Raw genomic sequence first — 18,590 nt, forward strand, 5'->3', positions numbered from 1 at the left:
AAAAAATTAACCAACTAAAAAGCCTTTATGTTCCTTGATTACTTTACCAACTTATTCCATCCTAATTTTAAAACGACTAATAAAACTAAAAATATGGCTATAAGCTGAGTAAAACTACCAATAAAGAAAACTCCTATAATTGCTTTTTGAATAAAATACGTAATTAAAAAGGTGATAAATAAGATAATAAACAACCCTGATAACTTATCAAAACCAGGAATTTCTTTTAAAGGAAGTGTTTTTTTGATAATTAAGAACAATAATATCATGGCTATTATCGGTAAATAATAGGTAACTAATTGAAGTTGCATTAAATTTTTACGCAAGAAAAAAAAGTTATAAACAACTAAAATAATACTTAAAAGACCTGGTATTGCTACAGCGTATATTAAAACGCTATACACATATAAAATTGGCGATTTAGGACGAATTATATTTGAAAATAAAAGTCCTATTAATATTATTACAAACAACAATATATAGTAATTAAGAATATTACCCGAATTGGTGGTAAGTATGTTTATAAGATCGTATACTGTCATGTTTTTTCTTCTTTTATAGCTAACTCACAAATTTATAAGAATAATAGTATTGATTCAGTTTTTATCTAAAAAATATCAGAAAACAAATAATAATAGCTTTTACAGACCTATTTTTTTCCTTTTGATGACATCAAAAATCGATATAATTATAAAGGTTTACATTTGATGTGAAATTCAAAATGATACGCTATGGAATTTTTATACTTTATAATACCTTTACTCTGTTTTTATTTTATCAATAAAAATATCAACAAAAAATTTGAAGAACTCAATAAAACAATTACAGATTTACAAAAAGAAATTTTTTCAAAAAATACGGTTGTAGCTAATAAAAATGTAGCATCCGAAGAAGAAAAAACTGTAATTCCTAAAGTAACTAAAATAGTAAATCCAATAATTCCTACTCCTAAAAAAGAGGAAATTATAATACCTCCTATTACTGATTCTTTAAAAGTCAATACTATTTTAGAGGATAAAAAAACAATAGAAAAACCAATTAAAGAGAAAATAAAATCAATTCCTAAAAAATCATTTTTTGAAAGATTTAAAGAAAAAAATCCTGATTTAGAAAAGTTCATCGGTGAAAATCTGATTAATAAACTTGGGATCTTAATTTTAGTATTAGGAATTAGTTTTTTCGTGAAATATGCCATCGATAAAGATTGGATAAACGAACCTGCAAGAGTTGGAATTGGTGTTTTATGTGGTTCATTAATTATGGCAATTGCACATAAATTAAAGAAAAATTACACCTCTTTTAGTTCTGTTTTAGTTGCGGGAGCTATTAGTATTTTTTACTTTACTATTTATATTGCTTTTCATGAATATCAGTTATTTAGTCAAACCGTAGCTTTTGCTATTATGACGGTAATAACCATTTTTAGTACGCTTGTTGCGGTTTCTTATAACCGACAAGAACTAGCTGTTTTATCATTAATTGGTGGGTTTTCAGCACCATTTATGGTAAGTACGGGCGAAGGTAATTATGTAGTTTTATTTACTTACATTGCTATTTTAAACATCGGAATATTAGGGATTTCTTATTTTAAGAAATGGCGAATTTCAACAATATTATCTTTTATATTTACAATAATATTATTCGGAAGTTGGTGTGGTTTAAAAATAGGTTACAAAACATTTTCACACACAGGAGCTTTAACTTTTGCAACCTTATTTTATTTTATATTTAGCATTACAATTGTTTTAAATAATCTTAGAAATAAAGGTGTGTTTTCTACGATAGAATATTTTATTTTAGTAGCAAATACCTTTGTTTTTTTCGGTTTAGGAATGTTAATTTTAAATGATTTAGAATCAAATTTAACAGGATTATTTACGTTATTATTGGCACTTTATAACATTGCTTACGCTACTGTTTTATATAAAAAATTCGGATTAGATAAAAATGCCATTTACTTATTAATCGGACTTGCTTTAACTTTTGTTACGTTAACAATTCCAATTCAGTTTGAAGGTAATATTATTACACTTTTCTGGGCTTTGGAAGCTGTTTTATTATTTTGGCTATCTCAAAAATCAAAAATAGATACCTTTAAAATTGGTGCTTTTATAATACAAGTTTTAACACTTATCAGTTTATTTTTAGATTGGGAAAAATACAGCTTTACAAAAGATTTAACTATCATTTTAAATCCGTTATTTATTGCTGGTTTAGTGGTTAGTTGTTCGCTATTTTTAACGTATTGGTTATTAAAAAAAGAGAAAGAATTCGTTATAAAACACTTTTCTATAAATATTAATTCTTATCGAAATATACTTTTGATTATCACTATTTTAATAACCTATTTTACAGGTATTTTAGAAGTAAATTATCAAGCTTATCAATTTTTAAAGAACACTTTTTCTGCGTTATCTTTTCCTCTAACATATCATTTTATATTTATTACGACCATATTATATATCGCATCAATATTAAAAAATAAAAATATTTCAAAAGGAATTTTAGTTGTAGGTATTATTTCAACAGTACTTTATATTGTTGATTTTTACCGATTACCAAAAAGCGAATTAATTGAAAACTTCTTAGAAAACACCAATACAAATTATGCTTTTTACTTTCATTATATCATTTTAAGTTGTTTAATTTATTTTGGATATCAACTATATAAGACATCCGATTTATTATTTAAGATAAAACCAAAACAACGTAAATGGTTGCCTTGGATATTTACTTTTGCCATTGTATATATTTTAAGTAATGAAATAATGATACATGGTTTACATCTTTCAAATTCTGTTGATACAGTAGCTTTATCTGAAAAATTCTCTGAATCAGAAAATGATTTTTACGCTAAGAGTAATTTTGTACACAGCCAAATATCAGCGACAAAAACACAAATTATTAAAATAGGATATCCAATACTTTGGGGAGTTTTTTCTTTTATCTTTTTAATTATTGGGATAAAAAAACAATGGAAAAACTTACGAGTAATTGCACTTTCTTTACTCGGAATTACCATTTTGAAACTTTTTATTTACGATATTAAAAACGTTTCGGAAACAGGAAAAATTATTGCTTTTATATTATTAGGAGTTTTAATTTTGATAATTTCTTTTGTGTATCAAAAATTAAAAAAATTGGTTGTTGATGAAACTACCGAAAATAAAAATACAGATGATGAAATATAGTTTATTAATTACCTTTTTTGTTTCTCTTACTACTTTTGCTCAAAATTATACAGGTAGTATTAATTCGATAAATGAAAGCGGTTTACATAAAATAATGTTACCGATAAAAGTTAGAGCTGTTAGCAACGAAAATTACAATTTTTTAAGAATTAAAGATTCATTAAAAAATGATGTTCCGTATGTTTTAATTTATAATAATGATAAAAAATTCTCAACCTTTCAGGAACTTAAAATAGCATCAAAAAATGTTATTAAAGATTCTGTAACGTCAATTGTAATAGAAAATAAATCCGCAGAAAAAACAGCTAGTATTACACTTAAAATTGCCAATACAAAAATCAGAAAAAGCTATAATGTCTACGGAAGTGATAATGGTTCTGAATGGTTTGGATTAATTTCTAATCGTATTTTATCGCCTAAAAACTCACCTAAAAAAACAGCTTCAGGAAGAATATTTTTAGAACAAACTATTAATTTTCCTTTAAATACGTATCCATTTTTACGCATTAATTTTAATGATAAAAACTCATTGCCCATAAATATTTTGGAAGCTGGAATCTATAAAAGTGAAATTTTTACTCAAAATGCTATCGAAATAAATCAACACAAACAAGAATCTATTTCTACCGAAAAAAAGAAAAAGGTTACACAACTTAAATTTACGGCTGAAAATTCACATAATATCAATAGTATTTCTTTTAAAATTGATTCCGATTTTTTTCTAAGAAACGCTAAAATTCTTGTAAAAAGAGAACGAAAAATTAAAAAACGTGTAGAAACCTACACAGAAACTATCGCTTCTTTTCAGTTAAATTCTAAAAATAAAAACTCATTTACCTTTAATAATTTAAATGAAAAAGAGTTTATTATCGAGATTCAAAATAAAGATAATCCTGCTTTAGCAATAGAAAATATTCAGTTATTTCAGAAGCCAATTTATTTAATTGCTAATTTAAAGAAAGCAAATAATTACAAAATAATAGTTGATTCTACGTTAACAAAACCCTCATACGATTTAGGAAATTTCATTTCATCGACAACAAAAAATATTTCAGAAACAAGTATTACATCATTTTCTAAAAACAAAAGTAAAACCGTATTTCCTAAAAACATACCTTTTTGGCAAACCACTATTTTTATGTGGATTTGTATTGTATTAAGTGGTGGTTTTATTATTTATTTTGCTTTTTCTTTGATAAAAGATATTAGTAATCAAGAAAAAAAACAATCTTAAAAGTTTAATTATCATTTAAAAAAGCGACCATTTTATCAGGAAAATCAGTAAAACCACCATCAATATTAGCTTCAAAAAATAATACTTGCATCATTTCTTCAAAAGAAGAAAATTCGTCTAAACTATCGGCTCTAAAAGTGTATGGATGCACTTTTAAGCCGAGCTGATGCGCCTGTGAAACTAAGTTTGTAAAAGTAAATTTATCGGCTATTTTTTCGGCTAAAATTTGCTTATACCAAGGTCCTATTCCATCAGCATAAGTTGCAAAATGTTTTAGTTGTTTTGTTTCTTCTTCAAATTCTATTAGCTGAACCAAAAACAAATCGGATTTTAATTCTTTTCGAATTCTTTCTAATTCCTTGGCATCAAAACATTGAAAAACACAAGCATCTTTTTTAGTTTTGTAACCATAATCAGAAAGAATATTTAAAGTTATTTTAGCTATATCTTTTCCATTTTTATGATGAAAATCAGGATTTTTTATCTCTGGATAAATTCCAATATTTTTGTTTGTACTATAATTTAAACCTTGAATAAGTTCAATTTCTTGATGTAAAGAATGAAGTTTAAAATTTCCTTTTCCTTTAGGAAATCGCTTTGGATAAAATTGTTTTTGTGTTTTGGTATCAAACCGTTCGGTTACTTGTAATTGCTGTAATTCATCAAAAGTAAAATCGATTACATAATACCGATTATCGGCTCTTTTTTTATCAGTAAAAATAGTAGCAACATTGGTAACATCATCTAAATAAATATCATGAATAACAATTGGAATATTATCTTTACTTAGCACCAAATCTTGTTCAATATAATCAGGATTCATAGCATATGCCATTGCTTTTGATTCCATCGTATGTTCGGGTAAATATCCTGATGCTCCACGATGTGCAATTACTATTTTAGATGATTTCATCTGATAAATATAAAAAAAACAACTGAAAAATGGTTATAAAAATTATCTTTATACCTTAATTAAAAAAAATATGGAAAACTCATTTAACAACAAAATACTCGTTGCTCAAGCATCTAAAACAGATAGAGTAGCTTTTTACAAAAAAACATATGCACACGTTGGTTTAGGTGTATTATTATTCGTTTTTTTTGAATATTTATTATTACAAAATGCAACCATCGTTGAATTTGCGTTATCAATGACGCAAGGTTATAAATGGTTATTATTATTAGGTGGTTTTATGCTGATTACCAATTATGCAGAAAGTACCGCATTAAAAACATCTGATAAAAACTTACAATATTTAGCCTATTCAGGATATGTATTTGCCGAAGCTTTTATTTTTATTCCGCTTATTTATATGGCAATTTCATACACTAATAATTTTGAAATTATTAAGCAAGCAGGAATTGTAACTTTAGGATTATTTGCAGGAATTTCGTCTATTGTATTTATCACAAAAAAAGATTTTTCGTTTATAAAAGCAGGATTAAGTGTTGGCTTTTTTATTGCAATCGCCTTAATTATTGCGGGTACTTTATTCGGATTTAATCTTGGTTTATGGTTTTCTGTGGGAATGTGTGTATTAGCTGCTGGTTCTATTTTATATCAGACTTCTAACTTGGTAAACAAATTTTCTACGGATGATTATATACCTGCTGCATTAGGTTTATTTGCTTCGCTGATGCTTTTATTTTGGTATGTTTTACAAATTTTTATGTCAAGAGATTAAAAGGATTATAAAAATAATTTGAAGCAATTTCCCGCTTTCCGCACTCGCTTTTTTTTGAAAAAAAATCAAAAAAAGAGCTCAAACAAATGCTTCAATCGGGGCTAGAAATTTTTACACGATTTTATATCTAAAAAATATATAATAACAAAAACCTCACAGATTTTTAAATTCTGTGAGGTTTTTTAATATATAAAACTCAATTATCTATAAAGATATTTTTAACTTAACATCATTTTAGCTCTTTTTACTGATGCTACTAAAATGTCGATTTCTTCTTTTGTATTATAAAAAGCAAACGAAGCTCTAACAGTACCAGGAATACAGAAAAAATTCATAATCGGTTGTGCACAATGATGTCCTGTACGAACTGCTACGCCTAATTTATCTAAAATCGAACCAATATCATACGGATGAATTCCTTCAATATTAAAAGAAATTACAGCCGCTTTATTAGTTGTTCCATAAATTTTTAAGCCTTCAATTTTTTCTAATTCTTGTGTTCCGTAGGCTAATAATTCATTTTCTTGATTCGCTATATTATCAAAACCAACAGCATTCATATAATCTATGGCAGCTCCAAAAGCAATTCCTCCACAAATATTTGGCGTTCCTGCTTCAAATTTATGAGGTAAACCTGCATAAGTTGTTTTTTCGAAAGTTACAGTTTCAATCATTTCACCACCTCCTTGATATGGTGGTAATAAATTTAATAATTCCTCTTTTCCATATAATAAACCAACACCTGTTGGTCCACACATTTTATGCGCCGATGCTACATAAAAATCAGCATCTAAAGCTTGAACATCAGGTTTTATATGTGGTGTTGCTTGCGCTCCATCAATTAAAACATACGCTCCAAATTTATGAGCTGCATCGATAATTTCTTTAATCGGATTTATAGTTCCTAAAGCATTTGAAACATGATTACAAAATACCAATTTAGTATTCGAATTTAATAATTCATGATACACATCCATTTTTAACGCACCATTTTCATCCATCGGAATTACCTTTAAAACAGCGCCTGTTTTTTCACAAAGCATCTGCCAAGGAACAATATTTGAATGATGTTCTAATGATGAAACAATTACTTCATCTCCTTCTTTTAAAATAGCCGAAAATCCTGAAGCAACAATATTAATACTGTGCGTTGTACCTGCTGTTAAAATAATTTCATACGAATGTTTTGCATTAAAGTGTTTTTGAACTTTAAGACGAGCTTCTTCGTATTTATCAGTAGCTTCTTGACTTAAAGTGTGTACTCCTCTATGAATGTTTGCATTGTAATTAGAATAATAATCTACAATAGCATCAATAACTACTTGCGGAGTTTGTGAGGTTGCTCCATTATCAAAATATACTAATTTTTTTCCGTGTACCTGTCGGTTAAGAATAGGGAAATCAGCTCTAATTTTATCTACTATAAACATAAAAAAAATATTTATAGCAAAGGTAGGCGTTGCATTTTAAATATAAACATCAAACAATTAAATTCTTACATTTGTTAAAAACTGTTTTTATATGAAAAATTTGAAAAGAGTACTATTAATTGTTATTGCAATACTTATTATTCTTGTTTATTTTAATTATCCGAAGTTAAATATATTAGCTGGTTATTCTGCTAAAAATACAGCTTCATCGGTTTTTTTAGCCGATAGAAGTTTAGCTTTCACTGATGAAAATGACAATAATTTTTCGCCTATAAATTTAACTTCTGATGAAATAAATTCCGAAGAAAAATCGGCTACAGGTTCAGTCTTTGGATTATTAGAAAGGAAAGCTATTTACAGAGAAGGTTTAGGTGCTGTTTTAATTAATGATGATTATGATACTACTAAAAAAACACCCATTCCAAAGCGTAGCAAACCTGATAATACAACTCCTTTTCCGTATGGAAATGCTAATCAAAAAGATACTATTTTTTCAAATGTTGATTACAAAAAACTAAATGAAGTTATTAATACTTTATTTAACCCTAAAAACAAAACTCGTTCGGTTGTTGTTATTTATAATGATAAAATTATTGCCGAAAAATATGCCAACGGATTTGATAAAAACTCAAAACAATTAGGTTGGTCGATGACCAAAAGTATTGCTAGTACTATTGTTGGAATTTTACAATGTAAAGGAAAAATAAACGTAGCTGATACCAATTTATTTGATGAATGGAAAAATGATAAACGTAAAAATATTACGCTTCATAATTTATTACAAATGAATTCTGGTTTAGAATGGGTTGAAGATTACAATACAATATCAGATGTTAGTAAAATGTTGTTTTTAGAAAATGACATGACTAAAACACAGTTAAATAAATCTTTAGTAGCTAAACCGAACCAAACATGGAATTATTCTTCAGGAACAACTAATTTAATATCGGGGCTTATTCGTACTAAATTTAACACGCATCAAGAATATTTAGATTATTGGTACAGTGCTTTAATTGATAAAATTGGCATGAACTCTATGTTAATAGAAACTGATATGAGTGGAAATTTTGTAGGTTCTTCATATGGATGGGCAACAGCAAGAGACTGGGCTAAACTAGGACTTTTATATCTACATAATGGCGAATGGAACGGGCAACATCTTTTTGATAAAGATTGGGTAGATTATGCTACAACACCTACTCCAACTTCTAATAAACAGTATGGCGCACAACTATGGTTAAATGCGGGTAATAAATATCCTGATGTACCAAAAAATATGTATTCTTTTAATGGATATAAAGGTCAGAATGTATTTATTTTGCCAAACCAAAATTTGGTAGTAGTTCGTACTGGTTTAACTAAAAATGCCGATGTGAATATGCTATTAAAAGGAATTATAACTTCAATTAAAAACTAAACAATGAACCCTTATTATTACGTATTATCTGTAAACGGATTTTTATTTTTATTTAGTATTATATTTTATTTTTTTCCACCTAAAAAGATAAATCCTATTTATGGATATCGTACCAATAAAACCATAAAAAACAATACTATTTGGCAATTTGCAAATAGCTTTTTTACAAAACAGTTTTTAATTTATTCAAGTATTTCATTTGTTGCAACATTAGTATTAGCTTCTATCAGTAAAAATTTAAGCTGGCAACCAATGGCGATTATGTTATTATCTTTAGCTGTATCTGTAATTAAAACAGAACAAGAAATCAGCAAAAATTTTGATGATGATGGAAATAAATTAAAATAAAAAACTTTAATCAATTAAACATAAAACGTCCTTCTTAATATATTTAAGAAGGACGTTTTTATATTTTGATAACTAAACGAATTACTTTGTATATTCTTCTTTTAACAAGGTAATATCATCAATAATTTTTTGCATATTTTCTTTTTTAGTTCCATCATAAGAACCTCTTATTTGTCCTTTTTTATCAATTAAAACAAAATTTTCGGTATGAACCCAATCATTTTCTCCGCCATCACCTTCATCTAAAACAGCAAAATAATGCTTACGTGCTAGGTTGTAAATATGTTTTTTATCACCAGTTGTTACATTCCATTTTCCATCGATAACACCTTTTGCATCTGCATATTTTCTTAATTGAGGAACGCTATCCATAACAGGAGTTACCGAATGCGATAAAAACATAATATCATCATCATTTTTATAATGCGCTTGTAATTCGTTCATATTATATGCCATAATCAAACAAATTGTTTGACAACGAGTAAAAAAGAAATCGGCTATATAAATTTTATCTTTATAATTGGCATTCGTAATGGTTTCGCCATTTTGATTTATCAATTTAAAATCACCTATTTTATGATTTCTTGATTTTGAACGTACCGATATATCGACCAATCGAGGATTAATATCCGCAGGATTATAAACAGGTAATTTATCATCTACTTTTACTAAATGATAAAAAACAGGAACACCAACTGCACAAAAAACAAGTAAAAAAATTAAAGTACTTTTTGATTTTTTAAAGAATTTTAAATCCATTTTTATTAAATTTCAGCTAAAATACAGCTAAAAAGAAGTTTTTAATATCTTATCGAAAAAAAAAATGTTAAAACAAATCTTCATATATAAATCAAACTTTTACAGCTGTATTGAAAAACGTACATTTGTTCGATTTTAAATTTAGAAATACACCTTTATGGAAATTTTAATAAAAGCAGTACAATTTATTTTGAGTTTATCGCTCTTAATTGTTTTACATGAATTAGGACATTTTATTCCTGCCAAAATATTTAAAACTAAAGTTGAAAAATTTTACTTATTTTTCGATTATAAGTTTTCTATCTTCAAAAAGAAAATTGGCGATACAGTGTACGGTATTGGGTGGATTCCGTTAGGAGGATATGTAAAAATAGCTGGAATGATTGACGAAAGTATGGATACCGAGCAAATGAGCAAACCTGCACAACCTTGGGAATTTCGTTCTAAACCAGCATGGCAACGTTTAATTATTATGTTAGGTGGAGTTTTTGTAAACTTTGTATTAGGTATTGTTATCTACATTTGTTTGATGTATGCTTATGGCGAAAAATTTGTTCCAAACGATAGTTTAAAAGATGGTGTTTGGGTACAAGACCAATTAGGTAAAGATTTAGGTTTACAAACTGGTGATAAAGTTCTTTCTGTTGATGGACAAGAAATCAGAAAATTCAGAGAACTTACAGGTGCTTTTATCAATGGAAATAACTACGCTATTGAAAGAAACGGAACTGTTATAAACAAAGAAATCCCTACAAATTTTATTGAAAAACTAGTCGATAGAGATAAAAATTCTGGTAGCTTTATTGGTGTTAGAATTCCTTTTGTTATTGCTAAAATAGCCGAAGATTCACCAAATATTAATAGTAATTTAAAGCCGAAAGATATTGTTACTGCTATAAATGGCGTTTCAATAACTTATTTTGATGAAGCTAAAATTGAGCTAGATAAATTAAAAGGACAAGAAGTTAACTTAACTATTAAAAGAGGTATTGAAAATGTAACTGTTCCTGTTAAAATTACTGAAAAAGGTAAATTAGGTGTTGCATTAGGGCAATTATCTTTAAAAGATTTAGAAAAATTAGGGTATTATAAATTAGCTGAAAAAACATATTCAATTGGTGAAGCGATTCCTGCTGGAACAGTAAAAGCGTGGTCGACGGTAACTAATTATGTTAAACAATTAAAAAAGGTTTTCAATCCTAGTACAGGAGCTTACAAAGGTTTAGGAGGTTTTATTTCTATCGGAAGTGTTTTTCCTGCCGAATTTAGCTGGGAAGCTTTTTGGAACATTACAGCATTTTTATCAATCATGTTAGGAGTTATGAATTTATTGCCAATTCCTGCTTTAGATGGAGGTCATGTAGTTTTCACTTTATGGGAAATGATTACAGGTAAAAAACCAGGTGATAAATTTTTAGAATATGCACAAATAGCTGGTTTTGTTTTATTGGTAACGCTATTATTATTTGCCAATGGTAACGATATTTTCAGAACGTTTTTTAAGTAAAAAACTATTCAATAATTTAAAAAAGGGATTCGTTTTAACGAGTCCTTTTTTTTGTTTCAACTATATTTTAAGAAGGTTTTAAGAATGTATAAAAATGATTAGAAGCAATTTCCCGCTTTCCGCACTCGCTCTTTTTTTGAAGAAAAAAAAGGAGCTCAAACAATTGCTTCAATCGGGGCTAGGCATTTGTATTAAATAATTTTTAATAGTACTAAAAAAGGAATAATAGTATCTTTTTAAACAAAAAAAGCATCGTAAAATGTACGATGCTTTTTATTATTTTATAGTAAAGTTAACTATTTATTTAACTTCTCTAAAGCTTTTTTTTCTAATTGTGCTTGATACTCTTCTATAACAGGTTTTAAAGTACTATCAGGTATTTCAGCAACTTTTATGTATAATAAACCATCAACAGCATTATTAAATTTAGGATCTACATTAAAAGCGACTAAACGTCCATTTTGTTTTACATACTTTTTAATAAGTACAGGCATACGCAATGCCCCAGGTTCAATTTCATCGATAATTTTATCGAATTTTTGCATATCTGCTTTGGTAGCATCAAATACAAAATCTTTATCGGCATCTTTTAGTTTTACTTTAAATTCTTGCTTCGGATAAATATATTGCGCCACATAAGGGTCGTAGTAATGAGATTTCATAAACTCAATCATTAACGACTTAGAAAATGCTGAAAATTTATTACTAATACTCACTCCTCCTAATAAATATTTATATTCAGGATAACGTAATGTAACGTGTACAATTCCTTTCCAAAGTAAAAATAAAGGCATTGGTTTTTGTTGATAACTTTTAGCTACAAAAGCCCTACCCAACTCCATAGAGTTTTCCATCATATTATATAACTCTGGCTCTATTCTAAATAAAGTATGAATATAAAAACCATTTATTCCGTACTTTTTAAAAATATCTTTACCTAACCCCATTCTATAAGCACCTACTAATTCTTTAGCAACGCTGTCCCATAAAAAAAGATGGTGATAATACTTATCAAACTTATCTAAATCAATGGCTTTATTTGTTCCTTCACCAATATCTCTAAAAGTAATTTCACGTAATCGACCTATTTCATGTAAAACATTTGGTATTTCTTTTGCGTTTGCAAAAAACACTTCGTAATTTTTACTTTCTAATAATCGGCTTCCTTTATCTCTTAAAGCATCTACTTCTTTAACAAATAAATCAGGAGATCTTTGAGCTGTAATATCTTTAACTTTTTTAGGTATTTTTAAATTTTGAGGTGATAATATTTTAGAAGATTCCTTTTCAAAAGGATTCGCCAACATATATGTTTTCTTTCTAATAAATTTATAAAAAGAAGGAATGTCTTTATATTCTTCTTGGTCTTTTACCGAAATAGGTTTTCCTATTCGTACTTTTATAACCTTATTTTTTTGAGAAATAGCCTCTGATGGTAATTTTGCTGTTCGTAAAGTATCACTAATTTTAGATAATAAATAAAATAAGCGACTATTTCGAGCGTGAAAATAAATAGGTATTACAGGAACTTTTGCTTTTTTAATCAAGCGTATAGCTCCATCTTCCCAAGGTTTATCAACCATTAATTTTCCATCACGATAGGTCGAAACTTCACCTGCGGGAAAAATACCTAATGGTTTCCCTTCACGTAAATGCAATAATGAATTTTTAATTCCTGCAATGCTCGATTTTGCATCCTTTCTATTTTCAAAAGGATTTACAGGCATTATATACGGTTGTAAAGGTTCAATTTTATGCAATAAAAAATTCCCTATAATCTTATAATCGGTTCTTTTTTCAATTAATATTTTCAATAATAAAACACCGTCTATTCCGCCTAAAGGATGATTAGATATTGTTATAAAAGGACCATCTTTTGGTATTCTTTTTAAATCTTCTTCTGGTATTTCATAGGCAACTTTACAATCAGCTAAAACACCATTTAAAAACTCTAAATCACTCTTATCTTTATTTTTATCATAAATTTTGTTTATCGCAGAAATGCGTAAAACCTTCATTAACATCCAACCCGTAAAAGTTCCTACAATTCCTAATTTATCTAATCCGATAACTTTAGCAATTTCTTTTGATGTAACTATTCCCATAAGTTTAAATTTGGCACAAATGCAAATATAAGCGAATTTTTACGGGTTTTACATTTTTTATTGTATAACCAACTGTGCTGTTTCTGTGTTTATTTGACTAATTATAGCTGTTCCTTTTTCACGTATTTTATTGACTGCCTGTTGGTCAAAATGACGAATTGTATAAAGAGTAACTTCTTTGTATGATTTTATCTTAAAATTAACTTTTAACTCATCATAAAAAGTATCAAATAAATCATATTTATCATCAACACACACCGAAAAACTAATCGCTGAATTTTGAATTAAATTTACTTTTAATTTATATTTATCTAATTTTTCAAAAATATCACTAATATTACTTTCAACCATAAAAGAAAAATCTTTTGCTGAAACTGATATTAAAATCTGATTTTTCTTTACAATAAAACAAGGTACTTCAGGATTTATTTTTGATCCTTTTCCCACGCAAGTTCCTTTATTTGATAGATTATCAAAAGAACGTACAAATAACGGAATATTTTTTTGTTCTAATGGCTGAATTGTTTTTGGATGAATTACAGATGCTCCGTAAAAAGCCATTTCTATCGCTTCAGTATATGATATTTCATGTAATAATTGAGTATCTGAAAATACACGAGGGTCAGCATTTAAAACTCCATCAACATCTTTCCAAATTGTAACACTTTCTGCATTTAAGCAATACGCAAAAATACCTGCTGTATAATCAGAACCTTCTCTACCAAGTGTAGTTGTTTCAGTACCTGAACTTCCTAAAAAACCTTGAGTAATGTTTAACGTGTTTTTAACAACATTAGTGTTTATTTGAATTGCTGTTTCTTCCCAATTAATTTGTGCATCTCTATAACTACTATCTGTTTTTATACAGTTTCTAACATCTAACCAATTATTTTCTACACCTGTTTCTGCTAAATAAGCACTTACAATAGTTGTTGATAATAATTCACCAAAACCAACTATTTGATCATAAACATAGTTATAATTATCTGATTTATTTTGAGCCATAAAGCCAGTTAACTCACCTAATAAATGATTAACTTTAGTGTGAATATTCGCATCTGATTTAAATAAATCAGCAATTATATTTTTATGAAAATCTTCAATAAATTTTAAAGATTCTTTTAAACTTTGTTCGTCTTTAAAATAAGCGGCAACTAATGCTTCAAAAGCATTGGTCATTTTTCCCATTGCTGAGATTACTACTAAAACATTTTCTGTACCTTCACGTTGTAATACACTTGCTACATTTCTTACTCCTGCGGCATCTTTTACTGATGCACCACCAAACTTAAATATTCTCATTACAAAACTGTGTTAAGTTGTCTTCGTTCATATGACATACTCTCCATTGATTATAAACAGTTGCTCCTGTTTTTTTATAAAAATCAACGGCATTTTTATTCCAATCTAATACTTCCCAAGCAACTCTTTTAAAGTTGTTTTTTTGCGCATATTTCATCACTGAGCCGTATAGTTTTTTACCTGCACCAATACCTCTTTTGGTTTCAGTAACCATCAAATCTTCTAAATGAATTGTTTTTCCTTTCCAAGTAGAATAACGTTCATAAAAAAGTACCATTCCTATAATTGTTCCATCTAATTCTTCAGCTACAAAGGTTTTAAACTTCGGATTATCAGCAAAACCATCTGTAATTAAAGTTTCAAGTGTAATTTTAACAGCATCTGGTTCTTTTTCAAAAATAGCTAATTCAACAATTAAATTAAATATTGATGATGCATCTTTTTTAATTCCTTCTCTAATTATAAAACTCATTGCTTCAATTTTATACAAAGATATATGTTAATACATCTTGCTAAAAAACAAATAGAAAATTAAAACACATCGTTTCTATTTGTTGAAAATTTTAAAATGTAAAATCTTTGTAAAACCGTAAAAAAGTTGGCATCTTTGTGCGCAACACAAAAATTTGACATGAACAACAAGCATATGACTCTTGGTGAGTTTATTATTGGTTATCAAAAAGACTTTAAATACTCTACAGGTGAGTTATCTCGTTTAATCAACTCTATTCGTTTAGCTGCTAAAGTGGTTAATCATGAAATTAGGAAAGCTGGTTTAGTAGATATTACAGGTGCTTCTGGTGACATCAACGTACAAGGAGAAACTCAACAAAAATTAGATATTTTAGCAAATGATCTTTTTAAACAAACACTTATTAATCGTGAAATAGTTTGCGGTATTGCAAGTGAAGAAGAAGATGATTTTGTAATTGTTGAAGGTAAAAACAAAACAAACGAAAATAAATATGTTTTATTGATGGATCCTTTAGATGGGTCATCAAACATTGATGTAAACGTATCTGTAGGAACTATTTTTTCAATTTACAGACGAATTTCTCCAGTAGGAACTCCTGTAACAAAAGAAGATTTCTTACAAAAAGGAAGTGAACAAGTAGCCGCTGGTTATGTTGCTTACGGAACTTCAACAATGTTAGTATTTACTACTGGTAACGGTGTAAATGGTTTTACATTAAACCCTGCAATTGGTACTTTTTACTTATCGCACCCTAACATGCAATATCCTGAAGTTGGTAAAATTTATTCGGTAAGCGAAGGTTATTTTACCTATTTTCAAGAAGGAATGAAACGCTTTTTAGTACATTGTAAAGACCTTAATAAAGCTGATAACAGACCTTATACAGCTCGTTATGTTGGTTCATTAGTCACTGATTTTCATAGAAATATGATTAAAGGAGGTGTTTATATTTATCCATCAACAACAATTACGCCTAACGGAAAATTACGTTTATTATATGAATGTAACCCAATGGCTTTTATTTGTGAACAAGCAGGTGGTAAAGCATCAGACGGATTTACAAGAATTATGGATATCAACCCATCAGAATTACATCAACGTGTGCCTTTTTTCTGCGGAAGTAAACAAATGGTAACAAAAGCAGAAGAATTTATGACTGAATTTTCTGCGGATGAAAAACCAGTATATTAAAGAATAACAATTATTTATACCTAAATAAATTTAGAATAAGGCAAACAGTTGTTTGCCTTATTTTTTTGGGTTAAATTTACATTAGTAAAAACAAAAAATTAACCTATTTAAAAAACAAATAATTATGGCTTTTCAATTACCAGAATTAGGATATGCTTACGATGCATTAGAACCAAATATCGATGCAAGAACTATGGAGATTCACCATAGTAAACACCATAACGGATATACATCTAAATTAAATGCAGCTATTGCTGGTACTGATTTAGAAGGAAAATCTATCGAAGATATTCTTGCTAATTTAGGCATGAGCAATGGAGCTGTTCGTAATAATGGTGGTGGTTTTTTTAATCACTCTTTATTTTGGACAGTAATGAAACCTGAAGATAGAGGTTATTTATCTGGAGAATTAAAAGATGCTATTGAAGCTAAATTTGGTTCAAAAGAAGCTTTTATTGAAGCTTTTTCTAAGGCTGCTGCAACTCAATTTGGTTCAGGATGGGCTTGGTTATGTGTTAAAAAAGGTGGTGAAATCGAAGTTTGTTCTACTCCAAACCAAGACAACCCATTAATGCCTGGTGTTGCTTGTGAAGGAACTCCAATTTTAGGTTTAGATGTTTGGGAACATGCATATTACTTAAACTACCAAAACCGTCGTCCTGATTATATTGATGCTTTCTTTAAAGTAATCAACTGGAACGAAGTAGAAAGAAGATTTGCTGAAGCTAAATAATCTTTAAGCAACTTTTTTTAAAATATAAAACTCCAAAGTATTTATTTACTTTGGAGTTTTTTTATAATTTAAACCAACTTAACTAAAGCTAAAATAATACCTAAATGAATTCCTTCATGTAAATTATTAAAAGCTATTGCCGATTCTATAGAATCTATTGTAAAACCTGTACTTGTTTCATAAGTTGTATATTCAGTAAAAATACCTGCTTCAAAATCTTCTTGTAACGTATCAGGTAATCCTATAAATAACTCCTTTACCTCTTCTAAATCTTCTTCTGAAAATGCATCCGTAGGAAATGTTCCTTTTCTGTAATTTTCAATTAATTCATCAGAAACTAAACAATTTAATCCTGATAATTTATACTGTAATAACTGTTGAGTTACTACTAAATGAGCAAGATTCCATGCGATATTGTTTTTAAATCCTTCAGGCGTTTTATGTAATTGTTCTATTGATAAACCATCAATTTTACGTAAAACTATTTCTCTTGATCTTTTTAAAATTTCAAATTGTTTATTCATTATTCTACCTATTTTAGCGTTTATCAAAGATAATTATTAAACCATGAAGAAAGTATATTTTTTACAAACTTGTGATACTTGCAAACGTATTTTAAAAGAAGTTAATATTGATGGATTTGAAAAGCAAGAGATAAAAACAAATAACATCACTGTAAGCCAATTAGAAGAAATGAGAGAATTAACTGATAGTTATGAAAGCTTATTTAATAAACGTGCAAGGCTATATAAAGAAAGAGATTTAAAAAATAAAGAAATTACCGAAGCTGAATATCGTGAATATATTTTAGAAGAATATACTTTTTTAAAGCGTCCTGTTTTTATTGTTGATGATAAAATATTTATAGGAAATAGTAAAAAAGTAATTGAAACTTTAAAAGAAGAATTAAATTAATAAAACTAAAAAAAGCTTCAAAATCTTAACGATTATGAAGCTTTTTTGTTGGCCTACAAGGACTCGAACCTTGAATGTCGGTACCAAAAACCGGTGTGTTACCAATTACACCATAGGCCAATTAATAAGTTTTGTAAATATAAAAACAATTTTTATATTTTAGTAATTTTATAAACCTACTTAAACATTTAAAAATACTAAGTTGGCCTACAAGGACTCGAACCTTGAATGTCGGTACCAAAAACCGGTGTGTTACCAATTACACCATAGGCCAATTACTTATTGCGGGTGCAAATAT

Annotated in this window: 17 protein-coding genes and 2 tRNA genes; 9 read left to right on the top strand and 10 right to left on the bottom strand. The window is 28.0% G+C overall.

All coding sequences use genetic code 11. From position 1 onward, the window contains the following. Positions 1-38: 38 nt before the first annotated feature. Positions 39-542 carry a hypothetical protein gene (locus tag PG913_RS12180; RefSeq protein ID WP_271230946.1) on the bottom strand — a complete coding sequence of 168 codons (504 nt, stop codon included), beginning with the start codon at positions 540-542 and terminating at the stop codon, positions 39-41. 189 nt (positions 543-731) lie between these two features. Between PG913_RS12180 and PG913_RS12185 the strand changes: the two genes are divergently transcribed. Both PG913_RS12185 and PG913_RS12190 read left to right on the top strand, forming a co-directional pair. Next, a complete protein-coding gene (locus PG913_RS12185; protein ID WP_271230947.1) occupies positions 732-3,191 on the top strand; it encodes a DUF2339 domain-containing protein in 2,460 nt (819 codons plus the stop codon). Beyond that, the gene (locus PG913_RS12190) at positions 3,178-4,425 is read left to right on the top strand and encodes a hypothetical protein (protein WP_271230948.1); all 1,248 of its coding nucleotides are present in this window, start codon (positions 3,178-3,180) and stop codon (positions 4,423-4,425) included. The genes PG913_RS12185 and PG913_RS12190 overlap by 14 nt, the downstream gene beginning before the upstream one ends. 4 nt (positions 4,426-4,429) lie before the next feature. Here the strand turns inward: PG913_RS12190 and glpQ are convergent, their stop codons facing one another. Continuing rightward, the gene (glpQ, locus tag PG913_RS12195) at positions 4,430-5,338 is read right to left on the bottom strand and encodes a glycerophosphodiester phosphodiesterase (protein WP_271230949.1); all 909 of its coding nucleotides are present in this window, start codon (positions 5,336-5,338) and stop codon (positions 4,430-4,432) included. 70 nt (positions 5,339-5,408) lie between these two features. Here glpQ and PG913_RS12200 point away from each other — a divergent pair, with 70 nt between their 5' ends. Continuing rightward, entirely contained in the window at positions 5,409-6,110 is a 702-nt protein-coding gene (locus tag PG913_RS12200) for a Bax inhibitor-1/YccA family protein (RefSeq protein WP_271230950.1), read from the top strand. A 218-nt stretch (positions 6,111-6,328) separates the two neighbouring features. Here PG913_RS12200 and PG913_RS12205 read toward each other — a convergent pair whose 3' ends face one another. Then, on the bottom strand, positions 6,329-7,540 hold the full coding sequence (locus PG913_RS12205; protein ID WP_271230951.1) for an aminotransferase class V-fold PLP-dependent enzyme: 1,212 nt from the start codon (positions 7,538-7,540) through the stop codon (positions 6,329-6,331). 91 nt (positions 7,541-7,631) lie between these two features. Here PG913_RS12205 and PG913_RS12210 point away from each other — a divergent pair, with 91 nt between their 5' ends. Further along, a complete protein-coding gene (locus PG913_RS12210; RefSeq protein ID WP_271230952.1) occupies positions 7,632-8,957 on the top strand; it encodes a serine hydrolase domain-containing protein in 1,326 nt (441 codons plus the stop codon). Positions 8,958-8,960: 3 nt separating this feature from the next. Next, a complete protein-coding gene (locus PG913_RS12215) occupies positions 8,961-9,305 on the top strand; it encodes an SdpI family protein (protein WP_271230953.1) in 345 nt (114 codons plus the stop codon). Positions 9,306-9,386: 81 nt separating this feature from the next. Here PG913_RS12215 and PG913_RS12220 read toward each other — a convergent pair whose 3' ends face one another. Continuing rightward, on the bottom strand, positions 9,387-10,064 hold the full coding sequence (locus PG913_RS12220) for an SCO family protein (protein WP_271230954.1): 678 nt from the start codon (positions 10,062-10,064) through the stop codon (positions 9,387-9,389). 157 nt (positions 10,065-10,221) lie between these two features. On the opposite strand from PG913_RS12220, the gene rseP reads away from it, so the two are divergent. Then, on the top strand, positions 10,222-11,571 hold the full coding sequence (gene rseP, locus PG913_RS12225) for an RIP metalloprotease RseP (protein ID WP_271230955.1): 1,350 nt from the start codon (positions 10,222-10,224) through the stop codon (positions 11,569-11,571). Positions 11,572-11,867: 296 nt separating this feature from the next. Here the strand turns inward: rseP and PG913_RS12230 are convergent, their stop codons facing one another. The 3 genes from PG913_RS12230 to PG913_RS12240 are packed head-to-tail and all read right to left on the bottom strand — an operon-like array spanning position 11,868 to position 15,450. Next, positions 11,868-13,676 (bottom strand): lysophospholipid acyltransferase family protein, encoded by a 1,809-nt coding sequence (locus PG913_RS12230; protein ID WP_271230956.1) that lies wholly within the window; start codon positions 13,674-13,676, stop codon positions 11,868-11,870. A gap of 57 nt (positions 13,677-13,733) precedes the next feature. Next, a complete protein-coding gene (locus PG913_RS12235; RefSeq protein WP_271230957.1) occupies positions 13,734-14,978 on the bottom strand; it encodes an aspartate kinase in 1,245 nt (414 codons plus the stop codon). Next, positions 14,965-15,450, bottom strand: a complete 486-nt coding sequence (locus PG913_RS12240; RefSeq protein ID WP_271230958.1) for a GNAT family N-acetyltransferase — start codon at positions 15,448-15,450, stop codon at positions 14,965-14,967. Before PG913_RS12240 ends, PG913_RS12235 begins: the two co-directional genes overlap by 14 nt. 159 nt (positions 15,451-15,609) lie before the next feature. Here PG913_RS12240 and fbp point away from each other — a divergent pair, with 159 nt between their 5' ends. Together fbp and PG913_RS12250 are read left to right on the top strand one after the other, a co-directional pair. Further along, positions 15,610-16,644 (top strand): class 1 fructose-bisphosphatase, encoded by a 1,035-nt coding sequence (fbp, locus tag PG913_RS12245; RefSeq protein ID WP_271230959.1) that lies wholly within the window; start codon positions 15,610-15,612, stop codon positions 16,642-16,644. Positions 16,645-16,768: 124 nt separating this feature from the next. Beyond that, a complete protein-coding gene (locus PG913_RS12250) occupies positions 16,769-17,377 on the top strand; it encodes a superoxide dismutase (protein WP_271230960.1) in 609 nt (202 codons plus the stop codon). 68 nt (positions 17,378-17,445) lie between these two features. On the opposite strand, the gene PG913_RS12255 is transcribed toward PG913_RS12250, so the two are convergent. Then, the gene (locus PG913_RS12255; protein WP_271230961.1) at positions 17,446-17,901 is read right to left on the bottom strand and encodes a DinB family protein; all 456 of its coding nucleotides are present in this window, start codon (positions 17,899-17,901) and stop codon (positions 17,446-17,448) included. 43 nt (positions 17,902-17,944) lie between these two features. Here PG913_RS12255 and PG913_RS12260 point away from each other — a divergent pair, with 43 nt between their 5' ends. Further along, positions 17,945-18,292 carry an arsenate reductase family protein gene (locus PG913_RS12260; protein ID WP_271230962.1) on the top strand — a complete coding sequence of 116 codons (348 nt, stop codon included), beginning with the start codon at positions 17,945-17,947 and terminating at the stop codon, positions 18,290-18,292. A gap of 48 nt (positions 18,293-18,340) precedes the next feature. Here PG913_RS12260 and PG913_RS12265 read toward each other — a convergent pair. Together PG913_RS12265 and PG913_RS12270 are read right to left on the bottom strand one after the other, a co-directional pair. Further along, a tRNA-Gln gene (locus PG913_RS12265) sits at positions 18,341-18,412 on the bottom strand. Between the two features lie 82 nt (positions 18,413-18,494). Beyond that, positions 18,495-18,566, bottom strand: a tRNA-Gln gene (locus PG913_RS12270). Positions 18,567-18,590: the final 24 nt, after the last annotated feature.

Source organism: Tenacibaculum pacificus (genome assembly GCF_027941775.1).
Taxonomy (GTDB): Bacteria; Bacteroidota; Bacteroidia; order Flavobacteriales; family Flavobacteriaceae; genus Polaribacter; species Polaribacter pacificus_A.